Here is a 21,322-nt window from a genome sequence, read left to right as displayed (position 1 = left end):
GAAGCAGGTCAGCATCACCCTCATATCAGTTGGAAGGGAGCCATCATGCCCATCACCGTCGGACAGGACACCGCCAAGACGCGCAAGACGCTCAAGGTCGGATCGTCCAGCTATGCCTATTACTCCATCCCCGCGGCCGAAGCTGCCGGGCTGGGCGACTTCTCCAAACTTCCCGCAGCCCTCAAGGTGGTGCTGGAAAACATGCTCCGCTTCGAAGACGGCAAGACCGTCTCGGTGGACGATATCAAGGCCTTCTCCGACTGGGGCAAGAAGGGCGGCCAGAACCCGGTGGAAATCGCCTACCGTCCCGCCCGCGTGCTGATGCAGGACTTCACCGGCGTTCCGGCCGTGGTCGACCTTGCCGCCATGCGTGACGGCATCAAGGGGCTGGGCGGCGACGTCCAGAAGATCAACCCGCTGAACCCCGTGGACCTCGTGATCGACCACTCCGTCATGATCGACGAGTTCGGCAACCCCCGCGCCTTCCAGATGAACGTGGACCGCGAATATGAGCGGAACATGGAACGCTACCAGTTCCTGAAATGGGGCCAGGGCGCGTTTGAAAACTTCCGCGTGGTTCCGCCGGGCACCGGCATCTGCCACCAGGTGAACCTCGAATACCTGGCCAAGGCCGTCTGGACCGACAAGGACCAGCAGGGCGAAACGGTCGCCTATCCCGACACGCTCGTCGGCACCGACTCGCATACCACCATGGTCAACGGCCTCGCCGTCCTCGGCTGGGGCGTCGGCGGGATCGAGGCAGAGGCCGCCATGCTCGGCCAGCCCATCTCCATGCTGATCCCCGAGGTCATCGGCTTCAAACTGACAGGCAAGATGGTCGAAGGCACCACCGGCACCGACCTCGTCCTCAAGGTCGTGGAAATGCTGCGTGAAAAGGGCGTTGTCGGCAAATTCGTCGAATTCTACGGCGAAGGCCTCGACAGCCTGCCGCTGGCTGACCGCGCAACCATCGCCAACATGGCCCCCGAATACGGCGCCACCTGCGGCTTCTTCCCGATCGACGACGAAACCCTGCGCTACCTCAAGAACACCGGCCGTCCCGATGATGTCGTCGCCCTGGTGGAGGCCTATGCCAAGGAAAACGGCTTCTGGCGCGCGGCGGATTACGATCCGATCTACACCGACACGCTGGCGCTCGACATGGGAACGATCGTTCCCGCCATCTCCGGCCCCAAGCGTCCGCAGGACTATATCGCGCTGGATCAGGCGGCAGGTGCCTTTGGCAAATTCATCGCCGGCCTGCGTGGCGGCAAGGATGCCGGCCCTGTAGCAGAAGGCCGCTGGGAAGCCGAGGGCGGCGCGCCCGAGCCTAAGGACATCCCCGGCGATACCGGCAACCACAAGAAGGGCTGGTACAAGGATGCCGATGCGGCCCATCAGCTGCATGACGGCTCCATCGTGATCGCCTCGATCACCTCCTGTACCAATACGTCGAACCCCTATGTGATGATCGGCGCCGGCCTCGTTGCCCGCAAGGCGCGTGCCCTCGGCCTAAACCGCAAGCCCTGGGTGAAGACCTCCCTCGCCCCCGGCTCCCAGGTCGTCTCGGCCTATCTGGAGGCCGCGGGCCTGCAGGAAGACCTCGACGCGGTTGGCTTCAACCTCGTGGGCTACGGCTGCACCACCTGTATCGGCAACTCCGGCCCACTGGCGGAGCCGATCTCCAAGGCGATCAACGATTACGATCTGGTGGCGACCTCCGTCCTGTCGGGCAACCGCAACTTCGAGGGCCGTATTTCCCCCGACGTCCGCGCCAACTACCTGGCCTCCCCGCCGCTCGTCGTGGCCTATGCGCTCGTGGGCGACATGAACGTCAATATTGCCACCGATGTGATCGGCACCGACAAGGACGGCAATGACGTCTACCTCAAGGACATCTGGCCGAGCCAGAAAGAGATCGCCGATCTCGTCGAAAAGACCGTGACGAAAGAGGCCTTCACCTCCAAATACGCCGATGTCTTCAAAGGCGACGAGAAGTGGCAGGGCGTCGACACGACGGACAGCGAGACCTACGACTGGCCCGCGACCTCCACCTACGTCCAGAACCCGCCCTACTTCCAGGGCATGTCCAAGACCCCCGGCACGATCTCGAATATCGAGGGCGCCAAGGTCCTGGCCATCCTGGGCGACATGGTCACCACCGACCACATCTCCCCGGCGGGCTCCTTCAAGGACACGACCCCTGCGGGCAAATACCTGCTCGACCATCAGGTGCCGGTGCGGGAATTCAACTCCTACGGCTCGCGTCGCGGCAACCACGAGGTCATGATGCGCGGCACCTTCGCCAACATCCGCATCAAGAACGAGATGCTGGACGGGGTCGAGGGCGGCTACACCCTCGGGCCGGACGGCCAGCAGACCTCCATCTACGACGCGGCCATGGCCTATGAAGAGGCCGGCACCCCGCTGGTGATCTTTGGCGGCGAACAATACGGCGCGGGCTCCTCGCGCGACTGGGCGGCCAAGGGCACGGCGCTCCTGGGCGTGAAGGCCGTGATCGCCGAGAATTTCGAGCGTATCCACCGCTCCAACCTCGTCGGCATGGGCGTCATCCCCTTCGAGTTCACCGGCGGCGACACCCGCAAATCGCTAGGCCTGAAGGGGGATGAGACCGTCTCCATCTCCGGCCTCGACACGATCAAGCCCCTGCAGACCGTGCCCTGCACGATCACCATGGGCGACGGCTCGACCAAGGAAATCCAGATCAAGTGCCGGATCGATACCGCGATCGAGATCGAATACATCGAACACGGTGGCGTTCTGCACTACGTGCTGCGGGACCTGGCAAAAGCCTCCTAATCTCGACGACAGACCAATTGAAAAGGCCGGCCCCAAAGCCGGCCTTTTTCACATCCACGCCCCTGATCCAAAGGCGCGCCTGCGGCGCAAGACATGCTTCATGGGGCTCTGCCCCGTCCGGCCCTGCCGGGCCGGACTCCCCGAGATATTTTTCGACCAAAGAAGCATATTGTTGTGCCTGTTGCCCCGCTCTTTTTCTTGCCTGAAATATCCTGGGGGGAGGCTCGGAACGAGCCGTGGGGGGCAAAGCCCCCCGCCACCGCCGGCCGCTCTAGCGGGCGGCCTTCTCCATCGCGGGGCGGATTTGCTCGGTGATAACGCGTTGCGTCACTGGTCCGGCGAAACGAAGAATGATGGTTCCGTCGCCATCCACCACATAGGTCTCCGGCACGCCATAGAGCCCCCAATTGAGCGCCATCCGCCCCTGTGCATCGGCCCCGATACCGGCATAGGGATTGCCAAGCTCTGCCAGGAAGCCGAGCGCCTTCTCCGGCTGGTCCTTGTAGTTCACACCAAGCACGGTGATCCCCTCCTCGGACAGCGCCGTGAGGTTGGGATGTTCCACCCGACACGGCGCGCACCAGGAGGCCCAGAAGTTCACCAGCTTCACCTCGCCATCGCGCAGTGTCGCATCGTTAAACACCGGGGTGTCACCCAGCGGCTCGACCTGCACGGGCGGCGCCGTCTTTCCGGCCAGCGCCGTGGGCAGCTGATCCGGGTCCTCGCGCTGTAGCCCGAACCAGAAGGCCCCGGCCAGCCCCGCAAAGATCACCGGCGGCAGCATCATCAAAGGAGAGACCTTACCCATTCTTCACCCGTCCCTCGATATCCCGAAGCGCCCGTGCCACCCGGCGCGACCGCCAGATGCTCACGCCCACCAGCAGGGCAATCAGCCCCAGCGACAGCCCGTAGGAGCTGAGCACCGCCCCCGCATATTTCCCAAGCTCCGGCATCAGACCATCCGTTCCCGCGCGATCAGCGCCCGCATCCGCCGCGCCCTGACCTCTGTCCGGGTCCGGAGCAGCACCAGCGCCAGAAACAGCAGGATGAACCCGCCGATGGAGACGAGCAGCGGGAAATAGAACACATCCGCCACGTTCTCTTCCTTATCGAGGCTCAGCGACGCGCCCTGATGCAGCCCCTGGTTCCAGAAATTCACCGCATAGCGCGACAGCACCGCAAAGACCGATCCGACGATGCAGAGGACGGAGGTCAGATCGGCCGCCGTATCGTCATTCTCGATCGCTGCCCAGAGCGCGATATAGCCCAAGTAGAAGAGGAACAGGATCAAGAACGACGTCAGCCGCGGATCCCAGGCCCACCACGTGCCCCACATCGGCTGCCCCCAGATCGCCCCGGTCAGCAGCGCGATGACCGTCATCACCGCCCCCACCGGCGCCGCCGCCCGCGCCGCCAGTGCCGAGACATGGTGCCGCCGGATCAGCCAGATCAGCGAGGCCACCAGCATCATCAGCCAGCCATTGATCGCCAGCAGCGCAGAGGGCACATGCAGGTAGATGATCTTGACCGTCGAGCCCTGCCGGTAATCTTCCGGCGTGAAGAAGAACCCCCAGATCAGCCCCACCGCCAGCGTCGCAACGGCCAGAACCGCCACAAACGGCAGGACACGGTCCACCGTGGCGACGAATTTCTTCGGATTTGCATATTCCCAGAGCGAGGCCATGCCGATTTCCTATCTCCTCCGCCCGCAGCGGGCCATTCACATTACCGCAGGTTCATTCTCAATACCGCCGCAGAGGCGAAGGGCAAGAGCCCGAGGGTGAGACAGGTCACCGCGCCCAGAAGCACCAGCGGCACCTCCAGCGCCATGCCGGAGGCGCCGCGCCGCGCCACCTCGGCCCCGAAGATCAGCGTCGGCGTGTAAAGCGGCAGCACCAGCAGCGACAGCAGCAGCCCGCCGCGCCGGATCCCCACGGTCAGCGCCGCGCCAAAGGTCCCGATTGCGGAGAGCGCCGGCGTGCCCATCAGCAGCGACACCACCAGCCAGGGATAGCCCGCGGGGGCGAGGTTCAGCAGAACCCCCAACAGAGGCGCCACGACAACCAGCGGCAGGCCCGTGGTGATCCAGTGGGCCGCCGCCTTGACCGTGACGATCCCCTCCATCGGAAGCGGCGCCGTGGCCAGCAGGTCGAGCGAGCCGTCCTCCCGGTCAAGCGCGAAGATCCGGTCGAGCGACAGCAGGCAGGCCAGCAGAGCCCCGATCCAGAGCACGCCGGGCGCGATCCGGGTCAGCAGCGCGGTATCGGGCCCCACGGCAAAGGGCACCAGCACCACCACGATCAGGAAAAACGCAAGGCCAAGGCCAAAGCCGCCGCCTGCGCGCACGGCGAGCCGCAGGTCCCGCAGCAGCAGCGCCTTCACAGGAAGGCCTCGTCGAATTTGCGCGACGCCTTGGCCCGGGCGGCAAAGGGCGACAGGTCGATGGAGCGCAGGTTCAGTCCCATGTCGATATGGCTGGCCATCACCGCCAGACCGCCGCGGTCCAGATGCGCCTCGACCGTTCGCGCAAAAAGCCCGACGGAGGTATGGTCCAGCGACACCGTCGGCTCGTCCAGCACCCAGATCGGCCGCCCGGTGACCAGCAGCCGCGCCAGTCCCAGACGCCGTCTCTGCCCGGCCGAGAGCGTGCCGGCGGCGCGATCGCGCAGATCGGCCAGGTTGAAGGTCTCCAGCGCCAGATCGAGATGTGTACTGCCGTAAATTCTGGCCCAGAATCCCAGGTTTTCGCGAACGGTCAGGGTGGATTTGATCCCGTCGGCATGGGCGCCATAGGTAATCGCTTCGGGATCGGGGACGACGATCTTGCCGGAGACCGGCGGCTGAAGCCCGGCCAGCGTCCGCAGCAGGGTTGTCTTTCCGATACCATTAGGCCCGGTCAGCACCACGGCCTCCCCGGCCTCAACCTGGAAGTTGACCCCGTCCAGAACCGGCATACCGCCCCGGGACACGCAGAGATCGAGCACCATTAGTCTCATGATCTGCCCCTAGCAGATCGGGATCGGAGCGGGAAGACGTGCTGAGGCCCTGAGGCGCAGGCCGCGCAGCTGGCAGGGTCCGAGGGGGGCCTTGCCCCCCGCCGACAAAGGCAGGCCTTTGTCAGCCCCCCCAGGATATTTGAAGACCAGAGAAGCAGGGGGACGGCGCGTCAGACAGGCATCAGCGCGGCAGCCACGCGCCGGCCTTCGCTGAGCAGGACGTTATAGGTGCGGCAGGCGGCGGGCGTGGCCATGGGCTCCACGCCGAGGCCGGCCTCTTCCAGCGTGCTGCGGAAGGCGGCGGGCAGCGGGGCCATTTCCGCCCCGGTGCCGACAAAGAGCACATCGGCCTGCCCGACCAGCGCCAGCAGCCTGTCGAGGTCGCCATAACCGCCCCAGATCTGCACGGCGTCGGCTGTCACCAGCAGCGCGCCTTGCTCCAGTTTGCCATCGATACGGAAGAAGCCGGGCCCGTAGCCGTCAATCGGACGCGCACGGCCATAATCGATCTCATTGAGTTCCATAACGGTCCTTTCAGTCGAAAAGCGGCAGCCCTGCCAGCGCCGCCACACCGATCAGGATATAGGCCGTCAGGCGGTAGGCTTTTTCCAGATGTGGACGGAAGAGCCAGCGCCCCGTTGTCGTGCCCAGAGCATAGGGTATCAGCATCACGAGGCCCAGCCACAGCGCCGTGAGCGGCACCACCCCCTGCATCCACATCAGCGGCAGCAGCATCACAGAGGTCACGGTGAGAAAGACCAGCGTGCTGGCCCGATTGCGCGCCGCATCCCCCTGACCCGCCAGCTGAAAGAGCACCATGACGGGCCCGAGCAACCCGGTGGCGCCGCCCATGAAGCCCGCGCCAAGCCCCACCAGCCCGCGGGTCCGCAGGCTTGGTTCGGCGCGGTAGCGCCAGCCGGAGACAAGCGCCAGCAGGGTAATGGCAATCAGCCCGACCATGACCCAGCGAAGCAGGGCCAGGTCGGCGGATTTGAGCACCATGATACCGGCGGCAGAGGCAAGAACCGCTGTGCCGATCATCACCGCCGTCCCGCGCCGGTGTACCAGCGGAAGCGCCTGCGGCACCACCGTCACCAGCGAGGCCAGCGCCGAGACGGCAAAGGCCGCAATGGCCAGATCAAGAGGGATGATCCGCGCCGCAATCGGCATATAGAGGAGCGCCGCGCCAAACCCCGCAAACCCGTAGACCACACCGGCCACATAGACCGTCCCGAGAAGCAGGGCGAGCTCTGCCGCCTCGACCCCTGCGGGCAGCCAGTCAGGCATCGATATTGGCGAACTGGTTGCCGGTCGTATCCGTGGGCTTGGTCCAGTCGCGCTTGACCCCGAGCCAGAGCACGATGTTCTTGGCGACATAGACGGAGGAATAGGTGCCGATCACCACACCCCAGGTGATGGCGAAGACAAAACCGCGGATCACATCGCCGCCCAGCACCAGAAGCGCGATCAGCGCAATCAGGGTCGTGCCGGAGGTCATCAGCGTCCGGCTCAGCGTCTCGTTCACCGAAACGTTCATCACATCCTTCAGCGGCATGGTCTTGTATTTGCGCAGGTTTTCACGCAGCCGGTCGAAGATCACCACGGTGTCGTTGATCGAATAGCCGATGATCGTCAGCAGTGCGGCAATGGTCGCCAGATCGAACCGGATCTGCAAAAGCGAGAAGATCCCGATCGTCACCAGCACGTCGTGAAACAGCGCCGCAACCGCCCCGACGGAGAACTGCCATTCGAACCGGAGCCAGATATAGACGAGGATCGCCGCCAGCGCCGCTGCCACGGCCAGAACGGCCGTCTGGATGAGCTCTCCCGAGACCTTGGGACCCACCGATTCAACCTGCGTGAAGTGAACGCTCTCATCCAGCGGTTTGAGAGCCTGTTCGACCTGCGCGATGGTCTCGGCCGAAATGGATTCCTGCCCGTCCTGCGCCTGGATACGGATCATGGCCACATGGTGATCATCGGCGAAAGAGGGGTCGAAGACCTCGGAGATGGACACATCCCCCAGCCCCAGCGGCGCAATGGCATCGCGATAGGCGCCCACATCCACCGGCTGCTCGGACTGGGTCCGGATCGTCGTGCCGCCGCGGAAGTCGATCCCGAAATTCAGCCCGACCGACAGCCACAGCACCAGCGAGGCCACCATCATCACGACCGAAAAGCCGAAGGTCAGCGTCCGGTATTTGAAGAAATCCCAGCTGGTATCCTGGGGGACCAGTTTCAACCGCATCTCAGACCTCTATCGTTTTGGGCCGGGCCCGTTCGAACCACGTGACAATCAGCAGCCGCGTGACCCAGATGGCCGTAAACACCGATGTGAGGATCCCGATCCCCAGCGTCACCGAGAACCCGCGCACCGGCCCGGACCCCAGAACAAACAGGATGACGGCGATGATAAAGGTGGTGATATTGGCATCGACAATCGCCGACAGCGCCCGTTCATAGCCCAGCTCGATCGCCCGCGCCGGACCTTTGGCGGATCGCATCTCTTCCCGGATCCGCTCAAACACCAGCACATTGGCATCCACCGCCATACCGATGGTCAGCACGATCCCGGCGATACCCGGCAGGGTCAGCGTCGCCCCGATCATGCTGAGCAGACCGAAGATCAGCCCGACGTTCAGCACCAGCGCGATATTGGCAAAGAGGCCAAACAACCCATAGGAGGCCCACATGAAAATCAGCACGGCCGCCCCGGCGACAATACAGGCGATCTTGCCCGCCTGGATACTGTCGGCGCCAAGCTCTGGCCCGATCGTCCGTTCTTCCAGGAAATCGAGCCCTGCCGGCAGCGCCCCTGCCCGCAGCAGCACGGCCAGATTGGTCGACTGATCCACGGTGAAATTGCCGGTGATGATGCCCGAGCCGCCGGGAATATGGCTCTGGATCACCGGGGCCGAAATCACCTCATTATCCAGCACGATGGCAAAAGGATTGCCGATATTATTCGCCGTGTAATCGCCGAACTTCCGCGCCCCCGAAGGATTGAACCGGAAAGAGACCGCCGGCCGCCCGTTCTGATCAAACGAAGGCTGGGCATCCACCAGCTCTTCGCCGGAGACAACGGCCGCATCTTCGAGCAGGTAATAGGTCCCCTCCTCGTCCAGCGACGGCAGCAGCGATTCCCCGACACCCGGCACGGTTTCCGCATTGCTGGTGCGCCGCACCACAGGCTGGAAGGTCAGCTGCGCGGTGGTGCCGATGATCGCCTTCAGCTCCGCCGCCGATCCGACACCCGGCACCTGGATCAGGATGCGGTCCGCACCCTGGCGCTGAATGGTGGGCTCGCGCGTGCCGACCTCGTCGATCCGCCGCCGGATGATCTCCAGCGACTGGCGCACCGTCCGGTCGTCCGTCGCGGCCTTCTCGGCCTCCGACAGGCGCACGGTCAGGATATCGCCCTGCCCGCTGACCTCAAGATCGGACTGGCCGGTCGCGGTGACCGACACCACAGGCTGCGCGATCTCCCGTACGATCCGGACCGCGGCATCCATATTCGCCGGCTCCGAGATCCGGATCCGCAGCTCATCCGCAGGCCCCTCCTGCAGACGGATCGTGCCGACCTGATCGCGCGCGTCCCGCAGCCGGTTTCGCACCTCCGGCCAGAGCCCCTTCATCCGCGTCGCATAAACCTCGTCCACCCGCACCTCTGCCAGCAGATGCGCGCCGCCCCGCAGATCCAGCCCCAGGTTCACCAGGCTGCCGGGCATCCAGTCGACCCAGCCCTCTGCAGGCGCGCCGACGGCCCGGGCGTCATTATACCCCTCAACCCGGGAATAGAACGCATTGGGCAGCGCCAGCAGCAGACCGGCGGCGACGATGCCCCAGATCAGGATACGTTTCCACAGCTCGATCTGCAGCATGGTCGGCCTTTCTGCGCGGCTCTGACGTCAAACAAAGGTAAGAAAAGGGACGCGACGCGCCCCTTACTTGGCTTCCGCAGCCGGTTCGGTCTTGGATTTCACATCTGCCAGCGTCGATTTGATGACCCGCACCTTGACGCCCTCGGCGATCTCCACCTCGACCTCGCCATCCTCGCGGACCTTGGCGACCTTGCCGACGATCCCGCCCTGCGTGACGACCAGATCGCCCCGGCGCACGGCATTCACCATGGCCTGATGGTCCTTCAGCTTTTTCTGCTGCGGCCGGATGAGCAGGAAATACATGATCGCGAAGATCAGGATGAGAGGCAGAAACTGGGCGATTGCGCCACCGTCCATGGGGGAATCCTTCTTGTCTGGCGGGCATCCCGCGGAGTTTGGCGGAACCTATGAGCGCCGGTGCGGGATTGCAAGACTATGCCGCCCCCCATCGGCCCGCGACCCCAAGCCGCACGGCCCCGCTCTTCTCTGGTCCCAAATATCCCCGCCGGAGGCATCCCGGTTTTCCGCCCCGGAAAACTCGACAATCGCTTGCGCCGCAGGCGCACCTTCGGAAACTGATGAACTGAATAGGCAAAACACCTTGGCCGGTGACGGTCACACCATTAACCTGACGCCAAATCGCGACACACGAGGGCACTGGGTGAAAGAAGACCAAAAGATCACGTGGCTCGAATGGCTCGGCATCAACTCGAGCCCGGACCTTCGGAAAGCGCGCAGGCTGGGCAGACTGATCGGCATTGTTCTGGTACTGAACACCGCGAGTATAGGCATCCTCGTTCTGATCGAAATCTATCAAGCTCTGCTGGGTATCGACCTAGAGACGGATACCACCCAGCATGAGGCTGTCCGCAATGTTGGTCTCGCGCTCGCGGCGATTATCGGCCTCCCATTCATCGTCTGGAGGTCTATGGTCGCGCAACGGCAGGTCAATGTTGCGGAAGAAGGGCTCATCACCGACCGGATCAACAAGGCGGTTGCCGGGCTTGGCACAGACAAGACCGTCAAACGTCAGCGCATCGATTCATCCGGCAAAAAGATTTTCGAACAGGATGGTGAAGGAAAACCCGATCTGTCGCGCCCCGTCTGGGACGAGGTGACGGAACCCAACCTCGAAGTCCGCATCGGCGCCCTCTTCGCCCTTGAGCGCATTTCGCAGGACAGCGAGCGCGACCATATTCAGATCATCGAAATCCTATGCGCCTATATCGTGGAGAATATGGATCAGTCCCATATAGCTCTGCCAAAAGATGAGAACGCGTCACCAGACACTTGGAGGACATGGGGCCAATCGAATCCGCCTGTTCGACCCCGCGCAGATTTAGACGTGGCCCTGCGCATACTTGGTCGTCGAAATCCAGACCGTCTCAATATTGAAGCGAAAGCTGACTACCGCGCCAATTTGAATTACGTGCGCTTTCGTAAACTCAACCTATCTAGGTGTTTGTTCGTAAACGCGGATCTCCGGGCGGCGCATTTGCAGGGGGTGACACTGTGGGGAGCGCAGTTGCAGGGGGCGAACCTCAATCAGGCTCAGTTGCAAGGGGCGGACCTTTGGCAGGCCCAGTTGCAGGGGGCGCACCTCGAGCAGGCGCAGTTGTGGGGGGCGGACCTCGGGCATGCGCAGTTGCAGGGGGCGACCATGTGGGGAGCGCAGTTGCAGGGCGCGAACCTCGCGAAGGCGCAGTTGCAGGGGGCGAAACTTGAGGCGACGACTTTCTCAATTGAAACAGCCTTCAAACCGGCAAGTCTTCGAGGTGCAGGTTTGAAGGCTGTCGACCTCTCTATGCTCGAGCTTGATCAGAGGATCGTCAACCAAAGTTATGGTGACAGTGATGTTAGCCTCCCCGCCGGACTGGACTGGCCCGACCACTGGCATCCGAAAAACGCCGAACCACTTACTCCTTTGAAGTTCCAAACCGCCTGGCGCGCCCACCAGAGTTCCATTGGCTTCGACCCAGATGACCCCAGCACCTGGGATGACCCCGCCGACTAACGCCGGGTCCAGCCCCAGAGGCAGGCGATCTCCATCGCCACATGCGCGCCCGCAACAGCCGTGATCGCGCCATGGTCGAAGGGGGGCGAGACCTCCACGATATCGCCGCCGGTCAGGTTCACCCCCGCGATCCCGCGCAGCACAGCCGCCGCCTGGGCGGAGGACAGCCCGCCCCAGACCGGCGTCCCCGTCCCCGGCGCAAAGGCCGGGTCGAGGCAGTCGATATCGAAGGTCAGATAGGCCGGCGCATCCCCCACGATCTCCCGCACCTTGGCGGCCACCGCCTCCGGTCCCGTGCGATGCACCTCCGGCGCGTCGATCACATGGATGCCGCAATGGTCGTCACAGACCGTCCGGATGCCGATCTGGACCGATCGGTCCACGTCGATCAGCCCCAGCTTCGCGGCCTTGTAGACAAAGGTCCCGTGGTCGATCCGCTCCATATCGTCATCAGCCCAGGTGTCCGAATGCGCGTCGAACTGAATGAGCGCCAGCGGACCGAATTTCTCCACATGCGCCTTCAGCACCGGCAGGGTCACGAAATGATCCCCGCCCAGCACCAGCGTCCCCACGCCCTGCGCCAGCATCCCCGCGATATGCGCCTGCGCGGCGGCCGGAAACTCCCAGACCTTGGCATAGTCAAAGGCCATATCCCCGTAATCCGCCACGGCAAATTCCGACAGCACGTCAAAGCCCCAGCCATAGGGCGGATCATAGGGCTGCAGGGTGGAGGCCTCCCGGATCGCCCGCGGCCCGAACCGCGCGCCCGTCCGGTGCGTCACCGCCTGATCGAAGGGAATGCCCGTCACCGCCAGGTCGAACCCGCTCAGATCCTTGGTATATTTCCGCCGCAGGAAGGACGTCGCCCCGGCAAAGGCATTCTCATGGGCCAGGCCCTTGGGATCGCACCGCGTAAAGGCCCCGTCAATCTCCCGCCCTGCATCTTCCAGTGCCATGCCTTATCCTTTCACCGGCTGCGCCTGCTCCACAAGCCGCACAAAGAACGAGGCCCCGACCGGCGCCACCGCATCGTTGAAATCATAGTCGGGCTGATGCAGCCCCGCGCCGCCCTCGCCCTGACCAAGCAGGACAAAAGCCCCCGGACGCGCCTGAAGCATATAGGAAAAATCCTCCGCCCCCATCTCGCGCCCCTCTTTGTAGACCACCAGATCGCCGGAGACATCGCGCGCCACATCGGCGGCAAAGACGCTTTTCTCCGCGTCGTTCACCGTGGCGGGATAATACCGCTCATAGCGCAGCTTGGCCTCGATACCAAAGGACGCCGCCTGCCCGGCCACGATCTCCTCCATCCGTTTTTCAACCATGTCCTGCACAGCCGGATCAAAGGTCCGTACAGTGCCGTTGACATAAGCCTTGTCCGGCACGACATTTTCGGCCGATCCGGCGTGGATCTGCGTGACCGAGACTACAAGATCGTCCTGCGCATAATGGTTGCGCGACACGATCGTCTGGATCGCCTGCACAATCGACACGGCGCAGGGGATCGGGTCCTTGGTTTCATGCGGATTGGCCGCATGCCCGCCAACCCCTTTGACATCGATATGGAAGGTGTCGACGGCGGCCAGCACCGGCCCCGGCCCGGTCACGAACAGCCCCTCGGCAAAGCCGGGCGCATTATGCAGCGCATAGACCTGATCGATGCCAAACCGGTCCATGATCCCCTCTTCGACCATAACGCCACCACCGCCGCCCTCTTCTTCGGCAGGTTGAAAGATCAGTGCAACTTTGCCAGAGAAGTTACGGGTTTCACAAAGATATTTGGCAGCGCCCAGCAGCATGGTGGTATGCCCGTCATGGCCGCAGGCATGCATCTTGCCCGCCACGACAGAGGCATAATCCGCGCCGGTCGCCTCATCGATCGGCAGCGCGTCCATATCCGCCCGCAGCCCGATGCAGCCACCGGGACCCTTGCCTTCGATCACGGCCACCAGCCCGGTTTGCGCAATCCCTTCATGAACCGCATCGACCCCGAACTCCCGCAGCCGTTCGGCGACAAAGGCCGCAGTTTCGAAACAGTTGAACCCCAGCTCCGGATTCCGGTGCAGATGCTGGCGCCAGGCGGTCATCTCTTCGGCATAGCCGGCAATTCGATTGATTACGGGCATCACTGGACTCCTGTCGGCTGCCTGGTCACCCTGGCACCAAATCCGAAACAGCGAGAGCCTGCAATGCCTGCCGACACCCTCACGGACCCGATCCATCACGAAGCCGCCGGCCTGCCCCAGCTTCTGGCAATCCTGCGCCGGTTGCGTGACCCCGAAACCGGCTGCCCCTGGGATGTGGAACAAAACTTTGCGACCATTGCCCCCTACACGATCGAGGAGGCCTACGAGGTCGCCGATGCGATCGAACGCGGCGCCATGGACGAGCTGCGCGGCGAACTGGGCGACCTCCTGCTTCAGGTCGTCTTCCACGCGCAAATGGCTGAAGAAATGGGGTTATTCAATTTCCATGACATTGCCGCGGGCGTCGCCGAAAAGATGATCCACCGTCACCCCCATGTCTTTGGCGACGAGAGCCGCGACAAATCGGCAGAGCAGCAGACCCGCGACTGGGAGGTCGTGAAGGCCGCGGAACGCGCCGCCAAGGGCGCATCGGGCGTTCTGGACGACGTAGCGGTTGGCCTTCCGGCGCTTCTGCGCGCACAGAAGCTTCAGAAACGGGCGGCGCGGGTCGGATTCGACTGGCCGGAGACGACGCAGGTCCTGGCCAAGATGCAGGAAGAAGCGGCCGAGCTGGTGGAGGCGCAGACAGACCTCGGCCCCGATGAGATCGAAGACGAAATGGGCGATCTTCTGTTCAACATGGCCAACCTTGCCCGCCACCTGAAGGTCGACCCGGAGGCGGCATTGCGCCGCGCCAATGCCAAGTTCACCCGCCGGTTCGCCTATATCGAAGCCGCGCTGGCCCAGCAAAACAAGGCCCCCCAGGACAGCACGCTGGAGGAGATGGACGCGCTCTGGACCGAAGCAAAACTCCGTGAGAAAGCCCGATAATTTCACTCGGACATTGACCCGATCAAAACACTCGGATTAAAGCGGCTCTAATCGACACTTTAGGAGCCGATCATGTCCCTGCGTATCTCCGCCCTTGCTGGCGGCCTCGCCGCCCTCACCGCCCTGCCTGCCCTTGCGCAGGAGGTGAACCTCTATTCCTACCGCCAGCCAGAGCTGCTGAAGCCGCTCACCGATGCCTTTACCGAGGAAACCGGCATCAAGGTGAATGTCGCCCATCTGGACAACGGCATGGTCGAACGTCTGCAGGCGGAGGGCGACCGCTCTCCTGCTGATCTGGTCTTCACCGTCGATGTGTCGCGCATCTACGAGATTGTCGAGGCCGGCCTGACCCAGCCCGTGCACAGCGATATCCTGAGCCAGAACGTGCCCGCCACCTATCACGACCCCGAAGGGTCCTGGTGGGGGCTGACCACCCGTGCCCGCGTCGTCTATGCCTCCAAGGACCGTGTGACCGAAGGCGAGGTCACGACCTATGAGGACCTGGCCGATCCGAAGTGGAAGGGCCGCATCTGCACCCGCTCCGGCACGCATCCCTATAACGTCGCGCTCGCGGCGGCATATCTGCTGCACCACGGCGCGGAGGAAACCAAGACTTGGCTGGAAGGTGTGAAAGCCAATCTCGCCCGCAAACCGCAGGGCAATGACCGCGCGCAGGTCAAGGCGATCTGGGCCGGCGAATGCGACATCTCTCTAGGCAACACCTATTACATGGGCCAGATGTTGAACGATCCGGAGCAGGTCGAATGGGCCGAGTCGGTCAATATCGTCTTCCCGGTGTTTGAGGATGGCGGCACCCATGTGAACATCTCCGGCGTGGCCATGACCAAAGCCGCCCCGAATCGAGATAACGCGCTGAAAATGATAGAATTCCTCAGCTCCCCCAAGGCGCAGGAAATCTATGCAGAGGCGAATTTTGAATATCCCATCGCACCGGGCTCGGAGCCTGCGGAACTGGTGTCCGGCTGGGGCACGTTCGAGGCAGACAGCCTCAACCTGATGGACCTCGCCAAGGCCCGCGCCGAAGCGCTGAAGATCATCCAGACTGTCGATTTCGACGGCTGATCTTCCCGCCGGGCGGCGCCATACGGTGCCGTCCGGCTAGCCTTGGATGAGCTGCTCCATCGGCAACCAGCCGGTAAACGGCCGCCGCTCCACCGCGTCAAAGGCGAACCAGTTGCCGCCGCCTCCCGGCCCCTGATCATGCGCCCGGTCGATGGGCACTCCCGACAGCGCACACCAAAGCAGCGTGCCAACCCCGCCATGTCCCACGATGAGCACGTCACCCGACAGCGGTCCCTCTATCACCTCAAGCACTTCTGCCAAAATGCGTGACTGCGCATCCCGCGCGGTCTCCCACCCCTCGGCAGAGATATCCGGATCGCCAAAGAACCGGTTCGCCATCAGTTCAAATTCGTCGGGCGGCAGAAAACCGGTGGAGGACCGATCATTTTCCCCCATCCGCTCCCGTACGGTGACCGGCAGCCCCAGACAGGTGGCAATCGGCCCCGCCGTTTCCAGTGCCTTGCGCTCGCCGCTTGAAATCACCTGCCGGGTGCCCTGCCAGATTGGCGCGTCTGCAATGGCTGCCACCCGGGCCGCCCCGACCGGGCTCAGCGACCAGTCCGGCACCGGAACGGCCGCGTCGACCACAATCTGCGGATGCGTCAGGTAGCGGATAAGCGGCACGAACAAATCCCTTTAAAAATACTCAAAAACAGAAACTTATATCAAAGATCTAAACCGTTGCGGCAACACAATGCGTCGCGGCCGCGCATTCACGATCTTGGGCTCCACAACCGATTTCTTGCCCTGCACGACCACGGCTTCCCGCAGCACCGCCGCCACCTCGCCGAAGCCACCAGAGACATCCATCTCCTCTGCCCGCGCGAAATTGCCAAAATCCTTGTCACGGATCATCCCCGGCTGGGACCAGTTGATCCAGTAACGCTTGGGCATCGCGTCGGGCGTCTCCTGCGCTGCATTATAGTCTTTGGACTGCTGCACGATCTCCTCCCGCGCGGCCATCCGCTCCTGATAATCGGGGGTGACATAATGCAGATGCAGCAGCACCAGCTCCGGATCGATCCGGAAGTTGCCCCGGAAAAGCCCATGCCCGCCAATGGTATAGCCGACAGGCCGGTTGGCGATACAGGGCTTGGTATATTTGGCCGCGACCATCGCATTGGGATGGTTCTCCAGCACCTTGCCGCCCGTGCCGTCGCCCTCCGTCGGGATCATGTTCAGCCCGACGGGCGACAGCGCCGCCGTATCCCGTTCCGCCGCCGCCAGATGGTCCACCAGCCCCGGCCCCTCGCCCACATAGACGAGGAATTCATCGACATCCGTGGTCACGACCATGTCGTAAAACCCCATCAGCCCGGCCGCGATCCCGCCCTTCAGGTCCCACCGCCGCCGCGTCAGATCGGGCGTGACCTCCTCTCGCGGGATGGAGATGACGTTGCACCCCTCTGCAATCCGGTCGATCTCCGGATCCCCGCCGTGGTTGATCACGTAGAGCTGCTTCTTGGGCACGTAACGCGCGTTGTGCGCGACCCATTTCTCCAGCAGCCAGTAATCCCGCCAGACCATCGTCAGGAACGCCAGTTTCATGCCTCTGCCCTCTGCCTAACCACCTGTCCCGGCGGCGCTTTGCGGCAGGCTACACCGCGCGCGTCCCAAAACAACCCTTTCCCGCTTGCACAGCCTCCGCCGCTCCTAGAGTGTGGCGCCAGATTTACGACCCGAGGCGCCATGACCCGCAAGATCATCATCGATACCGACCCCGGCCAGGACGACGCCGTCGCCATCCTGCTGGCCCTCGCGAGCCCCGAGGAGATCGAGGTGCTGGGCATCACCGCCGTGGCCGGCAACGTGCCCCTGTCGCTGACCGCCAAGAATGCGCGCATCGTCTGTGAACTGGCCGGCAAACCCGATGTAAAGGTCTATGCCGGCTGCGAAAAACCGATGGGCCGCGTGCTGGTCACCGCCGAACATGTGCATGGGGAGACCGGGCTGAACGGCCCGAAACTCCCTGATCCGGTGATGGAGCTGCAGCCGGAACATGGCGTCGATTTCATCATCGACACGCTGCGGGCAGAGCCTGCGGGCACCGTCACCCTCTGCCCCCTCGGGCCCCTGACCAATATCGCCACAGCCTTTCAACGCGCCCCGGATATCGTTGAAAAGGTGCAGGAAATCGTCCTGATGGGCGGCGCGTATTTCGAGGTCGGCAATATCACCCCGACCGCCGAATTCAACATCTACGTCGATCCGCAGGCGGCGGAGATCGTCTTCAAATCCGGCGCGCCGATTGTGGTCATGTCGCTCGATATCACCCACAAGGCGCTGGTCACCCCGGCCCGCAACGAAGCCTTCCGCGCCATCGGCAACCGCGTCGGCACCGCCGTGGCGGAGATGACGGATTTCTTTGAACGCTTCGATCTGGCCAAATACGGCTCCGAAGGCGCACCGCTGCATGATCCCTGCGTCACCGCCTATCTGATCCGGCCAGAGCTCTTCTCCGGCCGTCATATCAATGTGGAGATCGAGACGCAGTCGGAACTCACCATGGGCATGACCGTGGCCGACTGGTGGGGCGTCACCGACCGCCCCCCCAATGCGCTCTTTATGGGCACAATCGACGCGCAGGGCTTCTTTGACCTGCTGACCGAAAGGCTCGCCCGCCTGTGACTGCCCTGCACCTCGCCACGCCCGAAGACCTGCCCCGCCTGCTGCCGCTTGTGAATGCCTTCCACGAGGAATTCGGGCTCCGCACAACCGAAGAGATGCGCGAAGGCGCCCTCACGCCACTGCTGGAAGGCTCCCCCCATGGCGCCGCCTGGATCATCGGGCCCACCCGCGCCCCCATCGGCTACGTCATTATCGCCTTCGGCTGGTCGATCGAGTTCGGCGGCATGGACGGCTTTGTGGATGAGCTCTACATCCGCCCCTCCGTCCGGGGCCGCGGCATCGGCTCCGACGTGATGCTGACGCTCCCCAAGGAGTTGGCAGGCGCCGGACTCAGGGCCCTGCATATGGAGGTGCTGACCTCCGATGTCCGCGCGCAGGACACCTACCGCCGCGCCGGATTTGTGCCCCGCGAACGTTACATGCTGATGACCCGCCGGTTCTGAGGGCTTTACGGCGCGACTGCTCGCGCCTACCTCTGGGACATGACAGCCCATATCCCCTTCGACAATTCCTATGCGCGGCTCCCCGCCGCCCTCTTCACGCGCACCGACCCCACCCCGGTCAAGGCGCCCCGCCTGCTGGCCTTCAACGCCCCCCTTGCGGCGGAACTCGGGATCGATCCGGAGGGGCTGGACCTCGCCGCCACCTTCTCCGGCAATGCCCTGCCCGAAGGCGCCATGCCGCTGGCACAGGCCTATGCCGGGCATCAGTTCGGCGGCTTCTCCCCTTCGCTGGGCGACGGCCGCGCGATCCTGCTGGGCGAAGTCATCGACCGTGACGGGCAGCGCCGCGACATTCAGCTCAAGGGCTCCGGCCGCACCCCCTATTCCCGTGCCGGCGACGGTCGCGCCTGGCTGGGGCCAGTGCTGCGCGAATACGTGATCTCGGAGGCGATGCAGGCCATGGGCGTGCCCACCACCCGGGCACTGGCCGCCACCGCAACCGGAGAGACCATCCAGCGCGAAACCGCCCTGCCCGGCGCCGTTCTGACCCGCGTCGCCGCCTCCCATCTCCGCGTCGGTCATTTCGAATATTTCGCCGCCCGCGACGACCGCGCCTCCCTGCAGGCGCTCTACGACTATGCCGTGGACCGCCACGCGCCCGCGGCCAAGGACCCGCTCGACTTCCTCCAGACGGTCATCGCCCGCCAGTCCCGCCTCGTCGCCCAATGGATGGGTCTCGGCTTCATCCATGGCGTGATGAACACCGACAATACCTCCATCAGCGGCGAGACGATCGACTACGGCCCCTGCGCCTTCATGGATGCCTATCACCCAGATACGGTCTTCAGCTCCATCGACCAGTATGGCCGCTACGCCTGGTCGAACCAGCCCCGCGTCCTGCCCTGGAACATGGCCAAGCTCGCCTCGGCCCTGCTGCCCCTCCTGCCCGATCCCGACGCCGCCATCCCGGCCTATACCCATGCCGTGCATGGCATGGCCGAGCAGATCGAGGCCGAGTGGCTCCGCATCTTCGCCGCCAAGATCGGCATCGCCGCCCCGCGCCCCGAAGACCGCGCCCTGATCGACGACCTGCTGAGCCTCATGCAGGCCGGCAGCTCCGATTTCACCAATACCTTCCGCGCCCTGCCCACCGATGACGCCAGGGACCAGATCGCCGACCGCGAAGCTTTCCTCGACTGGGCGGACCGCTGGCACGCCAGGCTTGAGGCCGAACCCGACGCCCTCGCCACGATGACCCGCGCCAACCCCGCGATTATCCCACGCAACCACCGGATCGAGCAGATGATCGCCGCCGCCACCAACGGCGACATGGCCCCGTTCGCGCGCCTCACAAAGGCCCTCGCCACCCCCTTCGACCCGCCCGAAGACACCGACCTCACCAATCCGCCCGCCCAAAACGAAATCGTCACCGCCACCTTCTGCGGTACCTGACCGCCCCTACCGCGGCCGCCCCTTCATCTTGGCAGAAATACTCCCGGGGGCGGCGGCGCAGCCGCGCGGGGGCAGGCAGCCCCCGCTCCGCCCTCAGACACCGACCCGCCGGTTGATCAGCACGATCCCCAGCGACACAAGCGCCAGCCCCGCCAGCACGTTCCAGTGCAGCACCTCGCCCAAGACCAGCCAGGCCAAGGTCACCGACAGCCCCGGCGTCAGAAATGCGAAACTGGCGATGGAGGAGGCCGGATAGACCTTCAGCAGCCGGAACCAGAACAGAAAGCTGACCCCGGCCACCAGCACCACCTGATAGGCCACCAGCCACAGATGCACCGGACGAAACTCCCGCACCATCTCCCCGAAAAACGGAGCCGCCACCGTCAGCAACACCGCCGACAGCCCAAGCTGCCAAAGCAGATGCGCCTCGGGCGGTGCCTCTGACATCCGCGTCACCCGCACCGTCAGCGCGATCCCCGCCCAGCCGATTGCCGCCAGCCAGGCCAGCAGATCGCCCGCCAGGCTCGCCTGACCGCCGCCCCGGTCCATCACCACCACCGCCACGCCCAGAAAGGCGCAGACCAGCCCCAGAAGCTTTTTGCCCGTCAGCCGCTCTCCGGGGATCAGGAAATGCGCCGCCAGCGCCAGATGCATCGGCATGGTGTAGAAGATGATCGAGGCGCGCGAGACCGTCGTCAGATCCAGCGCGGTATAAATCCCGATAAATTCGACGGTAAAAAGCACACCCAGAAGCACCCCCGGCCAGAGCTGCCGCCGCAGATCGCCCAGATCGATCCGCCGCACCAGCACCCAGCCCCCCACCAGCACCAGCGCCAGAACCGACCGTACCGCCGCCTGAGCCACAGGCGACAGCGCCTCATTCGTCAGCTTCATGACGATCTGGCTGCCCGCAAGGATCAGCGTAATCGCCAAAAGCCCCAGCACTCCCGGCAGGTCAAGCGCGTCTTTTCTCATGAAGTCCTTCTCC

22 protein-coding genes are annotated in these 21,322 nt (G+C 64.0%); 7 read left to right on the top strand and 15 right to left on the bottom strand.

Features of this window, described 5'->3' with window-relative positions:
* Positions 1–45 precede the first annotated feature (45 nt).
* A complete protein-coding gene (gene acnA / locus ACRARG_RS20705) occupies positions 46–2,820 on the top strand; it encodes an aconitate hydratase AcnA (protein ID WP_432691926.1) in 2,775 nt (924 codons plus the stop codon).
* A 271-nt stretch (positions 2,821–3,091) separates the two neighbouring features.
* Here acnA and ACRARG_RS20700 read toward each other — a convergent pair whose 3' ends face one another.
* From ACRARG_RS20700 to yajC, 10 genes are all read right to left on the bottom strand, one after another.
* Positions 3,092–3,628 carry a DsbE family thiol:disulfide interchange protein gene (locus ACRARG_RS20700; RefSeq protein WP_432691925.1) on the bottom strand — a complete coding sequence of 179 codons (537 nt, stop codon included), beginning with the start codon at positions 3,626–3,628 and terminating at the stop codon, positions 3,092–3,094.
* Positions 3,621–3,773, bottom strand: coding sequence for a heme exporter protein CcmD (ccmD, locus tag ACRARG_RS20695; protein ID WP_432691924.1), 153 nt, complete (start codon positions 3,771–3,773; stop codon positions 3,621–3,623). Before ccmD ends, ACRARG_RS20700 begins: the two co-directional genes overlap by 8 nt.
* Positions 3,773–4,504, bottom strand: coding sequence for a heme ABC transporter permease (locus ACRARG_RS20690; protein WP_432691923.1), 732 nt, complete (start codon positions 4,502–4,504; stop codon positions 3,773–3,775). Before ACRARG_RS20690 ends, ccmD begins: the two co-directional genes overlap by 1 nt.
* 41 nt (positions 4,505–4,545) lie before the next feature.
* Positions 4,546–5,202, bottom strand: coding sequence for a heme exporter protein CcmB (ccmB, locus tag ACRARG_RS20685; RefSeq protein ID WP_432691922.1), 657 nt, complete (start codon positions 5,200–5,202; stop codon positions 4,546–4,548).
* Complete coding sequence (gene ccmA / locus ACRARG_RS20680; RefSeq protein WP_432691921.1) at positions 5,199–5,816, bottom strand: heme ABC exporter ATP-binding protein CcmA; 618 nt, start codon at positions 5,814–5,816, stop codon at positions 5,199–5,201. The genes ccmB and ccmA overlap by 4 nt, the downstream gene beginning before the upstream one ends.
* 170 nt (positions 5,817–5,986) lie before the next feature.
* Positions 5,987–6,340 carry an Mth938-like domain-containing protein gene (locus tag ACRARG_RS20675; protein ID WP_432691920.1) on the bottom strand — a complete coding sequence of 118 codons (354 nt, stop codon included), beginning with the start codon at positions 6,338–6,340 and terminating at the stop codon, positions 5,987–5,989.
* Positions 6,341–6,350: 10 nt separating this feature from the next.
* Positions 6,351–7,103: a sulfite exporter TauE/SafE family protein gene (locus tag ACRARG_RS20670; RefSeq protein ID WP_432691919.1), complete on the bottom strand. Its 753-nt coding sequence runs from the start codon at positions 7,101–7,103 to the stop codon at positions 6,351–6,353.
* Positions 7,096–8,064, bottom strand: a complete 969-nt coding sequence (gene secF / locus ACRARG_RS20665; RefSeq protein ID WP_432691918.1) for a protein translocase subunit SecF — start codon at positions 8,062–8,064, stop codon at positions 7,096–7,098. The genes ACRARG_RS20670 and secF overlap by 8 nt, the downstream gene beginning before the upstream one ends.
* Before the next feature lies 1 nt (position 8,065).
* Positions 8,066–9,697: a protein translocase subunit SecD gene (secD, locus tag ACRARG_RS20660; protein ID WP_432691917.1), complete on the bottom strand. Its 1,632-nt coding sequence runs from the start codon at positions 9,695–9,697 to the stop codon at positions 8,066–8,068.
* A gap of 63 nt (positions 9,698–9,760) precedes the next feature.
* On the bottom strand, positions 9,761–10,054 hold the full coding sequence (gene yajC / locus ACRARG_RS20655) for a preprotein translocase subunit YajC (protein ID WP_432691916.1): 294 nt from the start codon (positions 10,052–10,054) through the stop codon (positions 9,761–9,763).
* A gap of 244 nt (positions 10,055–10,298) precedes the next feature.
* On the opposite strand from yajC, the gene ACRARG_RS20650 reads away from it, so the two are divergent.
* A complete protein-coding gene (locus tag ACRARG_RS20650; RefSeq protein WP_432691915.1) occupies positions 10,299–11,711 on the top strand; it encodes a pentapeptide repeat-containing protein in 1,413 nt (470 codons plus the stop codon).
* Here ACRARG_RS20650 and speB read toward each other — a convergent pair.
* Both speB and ACRARG_RS20640 read right to left on the bottom strand, forming a co-directional pair.
* Complete coding sequence (gene speB, locus ACRARG_RS20645; protein WP_432691914.1) at positions 11,708–12,667, bottom strand: agmatinase; 960 nt, start codon at positions 12,665–12,667, stop codon at positions 11,708–11,710. The genes ACRARG_RS20650 and speB overlap by 4 nt on opposite strands.
* 3 nt (positions 12,668–12,670) lie before the next feature.
* Complete coding sequence (locus tag ACRARG_RS20640; RefSeq protein ID WP_432691913.1) at positions 12,671–13,837, bottom strand: M20 aminoacylase family protein; 1,167 nt, start codon at positions 13,835–13,837, stop codon at positions 12,671–12,673.
* A gap of 63 nt (positions 13,838–13,900) precedes the next feature.
* Between ACRARG_RS20640 and mazG the strand changes: the two genes are divergently transcribed.
* Together mazG and ACRARG_RS20630 are read left to right on the top strand one after the other, a co-directional pair.
* Positions 13,901–14,728, top strand: a complete 828-nt coding sequence (gene mazG, locus ACRARG_RS20635) for a nucleoside triphosphate pyrophosphohydrolase (protein ID WP_432691912.1) — start codon at positions 13,901–13,903, stop codon at positions 14,726–14,728.
* Positions 14,729–14,800: 72 nt separating this feature from the next.
* Entirely contained in the window at positions 14,801–15,811 is a 1,011-nt protein-coding gene (locus ACRARG_RS20630) for a Fe(3+) ABC transporter substrate-binding protein (RefSeq protein ID WP_432691911.1), read from the top strand.
* A 36-nt stretch (positions 15,812–15,847) separates the two neighbouring features.
* Here the strand turns inward: ACRARG_RS20630 and ACRARG_RS20625 are convergent, their stop codons facing one another.
* Together ACRARG_RS20625 and ACRARG_RS20620 are read right to left on the bottom strand one after the other, a co-directional pair.
* Positions 15,848–16,435 (bottom strand): histidine phosphatase family protein, encoded by a 588-nt coding sequence (locus ACRARG_RS20625; RefSeq protein ID WP_432691910.1) that lies wholly within the window; start codon positions 16,433–16,435, stop codon positions 15,848–15,850.
* Positions 16,436–16,471: 36 nt separating this feature from the next.
* Positions 16,472–17,359, bottom strand: a complete 888-nt coding sequence (locus tag ACRARG_RS20620; RefSeq protein WP_432691909.1) for a glycosyltransferase family protein — start codon at positions 17,357–17,359, stop codon at positions 16,472–16,474.
* 141 nt (positions 17,360–17,500) lie between these two features.
* Here ACRARG_RS20620 and ACRARG_RS20615 point away from each other — a divergent pair, with 141 nt between their 5' ends.
* Genes ACRARG_RS20615 through ACRARG_RS20605 form a run of 3 tightly spaced genes read left to right on the top strand, consistent with a single transcriptional unit; the run spans position 17,501 to position 20,334 of the window.
* Positions 17,501–18,439, top strand: a complete 939-nt coding sequence (locus ACRARG_RS20615) for a nucleoside hydrolase (RefSeq protein WP_432691908.1) — start codon at positions 17,501–17,503, stop codon at positions 18,437–18,439.
* Positions 18,436–18,882, top strand: coding sequence for a GNAT family N-acetyltransferase (locus ACRARG_RS20610; protein WP_432691907.1), 447 nt, complete (start codon positions 18,436–18,438; stop codon positions 18,880–18,882). The genes ACRARG_RS20615 and ACRARG_RS20610 overlap by 4 nt, the downstream gene beginning before the upstream one ends.
* A gap of 39 nt (positions 18,883–18,921) precedes the next feature.
* Entirely contained in the window at positions 18,922–20,334 is a 1,413-nt protein-coding gene (locus tag ACRARG_RS20605; protein ID WP_432691906.1) for a protein adenylyltransferase SelO, read from the top strand.
* A gap of 93 nt (positions 20,335–20,427) precedes the next feature.
* On the opposite strand, the gene ACRARG_RS20600 is transcribed toward ACRARG_RS20605, so the two are convergent.
* Positions 20,428–21,309: a DMT family transporter gene (locus tag ACRARG_RS20600; RefSeq protein ID WP_432691905.1), complete on the bottom strand. Its 882-nt coding sequence runs from the start codon at positions 21,307–21,309 to the stop codon at positions 20,428–20,430.
* Positions 21,310–21,322: the final 13 nt, after the last annotated feature.

The sequence above is a fragment of the Pseudooceanicola profundi genome (genome assembly GCF_050897955.1).
Classification (GTDB): Bacteria; Pseudomonadota; Alphaproteobacteria; order Rhodobacterales; family Rhodobacteraceae; genus Pseudooceanicola.
This window is presented reverse-complemented; position numbering and strand designations above follow the sequence as displayed.

Excerpts from the sequence above, each read along its gene's own strand:
- ACRARG_RS20670 (WP_432691919.1), bottom strand. The coding sequence starts at position 7,103 with ATGCCTGACTGGCTGCCCGCAGGGGTCGAGGCGGCAGAGCTCGCCCTG.
- ACRARG_RS20615 (WP_432691908.1), top strand. The coding sequence starts at position 17,501 with ATGACCCGCAAGATCATCATCGATACCGACCCCGGCCAGGACGACGCC.
- ACRARG_RS20630 (WP_432691911.1), top strand. The coding sequence starts at position 14,801 with ATGTCCCTGCGTATCTCCGCCCTTGCTGGCGGCCTCGCCGCCCTCACC.
- ACRARG_RS20640 (WP_432691913.1), bottom strand. The coding sequence starts at position 13,837 with ATGCCCGTAATCAATCGAATTGCCGGCTATGCCGAAGAGATGACCGCC.
- ccmD (WP_432691924.1), bottom strand. The coding sequence starts at position 3,773 with ATGCCGGAGCTTGGGAAATATGCGGGGGCGGTGCTCAGCTCCTACGGG.
- ACRARG_RS20620 (WP_432691909.1), bottom strand. The coding sequence starts at position 17,359 with ATGAAACTGGCGTTCCTGACGATGGTCTGGCGGGATTACTGGCTGCTG.
- ACRARG_RS20605 (WP_432691906.1), top strand. The coding sequence starts at position 18,922 with ATGACAGCCCATATCCCCTTCGACAATTCCTATGCGCGGCTCCCCGCC.
- mazG (WP_432691912.1), top strand. The coding sequence starts at position 13,901 with ATGCCTGCCGACACCCTCACGGACCCGATCCATCACGAAGCCGCCGGC.
- ACRARG_RS20700 (WP_432691925.1), bottom strand. The coding sequence starts at position 3,628 with ATGGGTAAGGTCTCTCCTTTGATGATGCTGCCGCCGGTGATCTTTGCG.
- ACRARG_RS20600 (WP_432691905.1), bottom strand. The coding sequence starts at position 21,309 with ATGAGAAAAGACGCGCTTGACCTGCCGGGAGTGCTGGGGCTTTTGGCG.
- secF (WP_432691918.1), bottom strand. The coding sequence starts at position 8,064 with ATGCGGTTGAAACTGGTCCCCCAGGATACCAGCTGGGATTTCTTCAAA.
- yajC (WP_432691916.1), bottom strand. The coding sequence starts at position 10,054 with ATGGACGGTGGCGCAATCGCCCAGTTTCTGCCTCTCATCCTGATCTTC.
- secD (WP_432691917.1), bottom strand. The coding sequence starts at position 9,697 with ATGCTGCAGATCGAGCTGTGGAAACGTATCCTGATCTGGGGCATCGTC.
- ACRARG_RS20675 (WP_432691920.1), bottom strand. The coding sequence starts at position 6,340 with ATGGAACTCAATGAGATCGATTATGGCCGTGCGCGTCCGATTGACGGC.
- ACRARG_RS20690 (WP_432691923.1), bottom strand. The coding sequence starts at position 4,504 with ATGGCCTCGCTCTGGGAATATGCAAATCCGAAGAAATTCGTCGCCACG.
- speB (WP_432691914.1), bottom strand. The coding sequence starts at position 12,667 with ATGGCACTGGAAGATGCAGGGCGGGAGATTGACGGGGCCTTTACGCGG.
- acnA (WP_432691926.1), top strand. The coding sequence starts at position 46 with ATGCCCATCACCGTCGGACAGGACACCGCCAAGACGCGCAAGACGCTC.
- ccmA (WP_432691921.1), bottom strand. The coding sequence starts at position 5,816 with ATGAGACTAATGGTGCTCGATCTCTGCGTGTCCCGGGGCGGTATGCCG.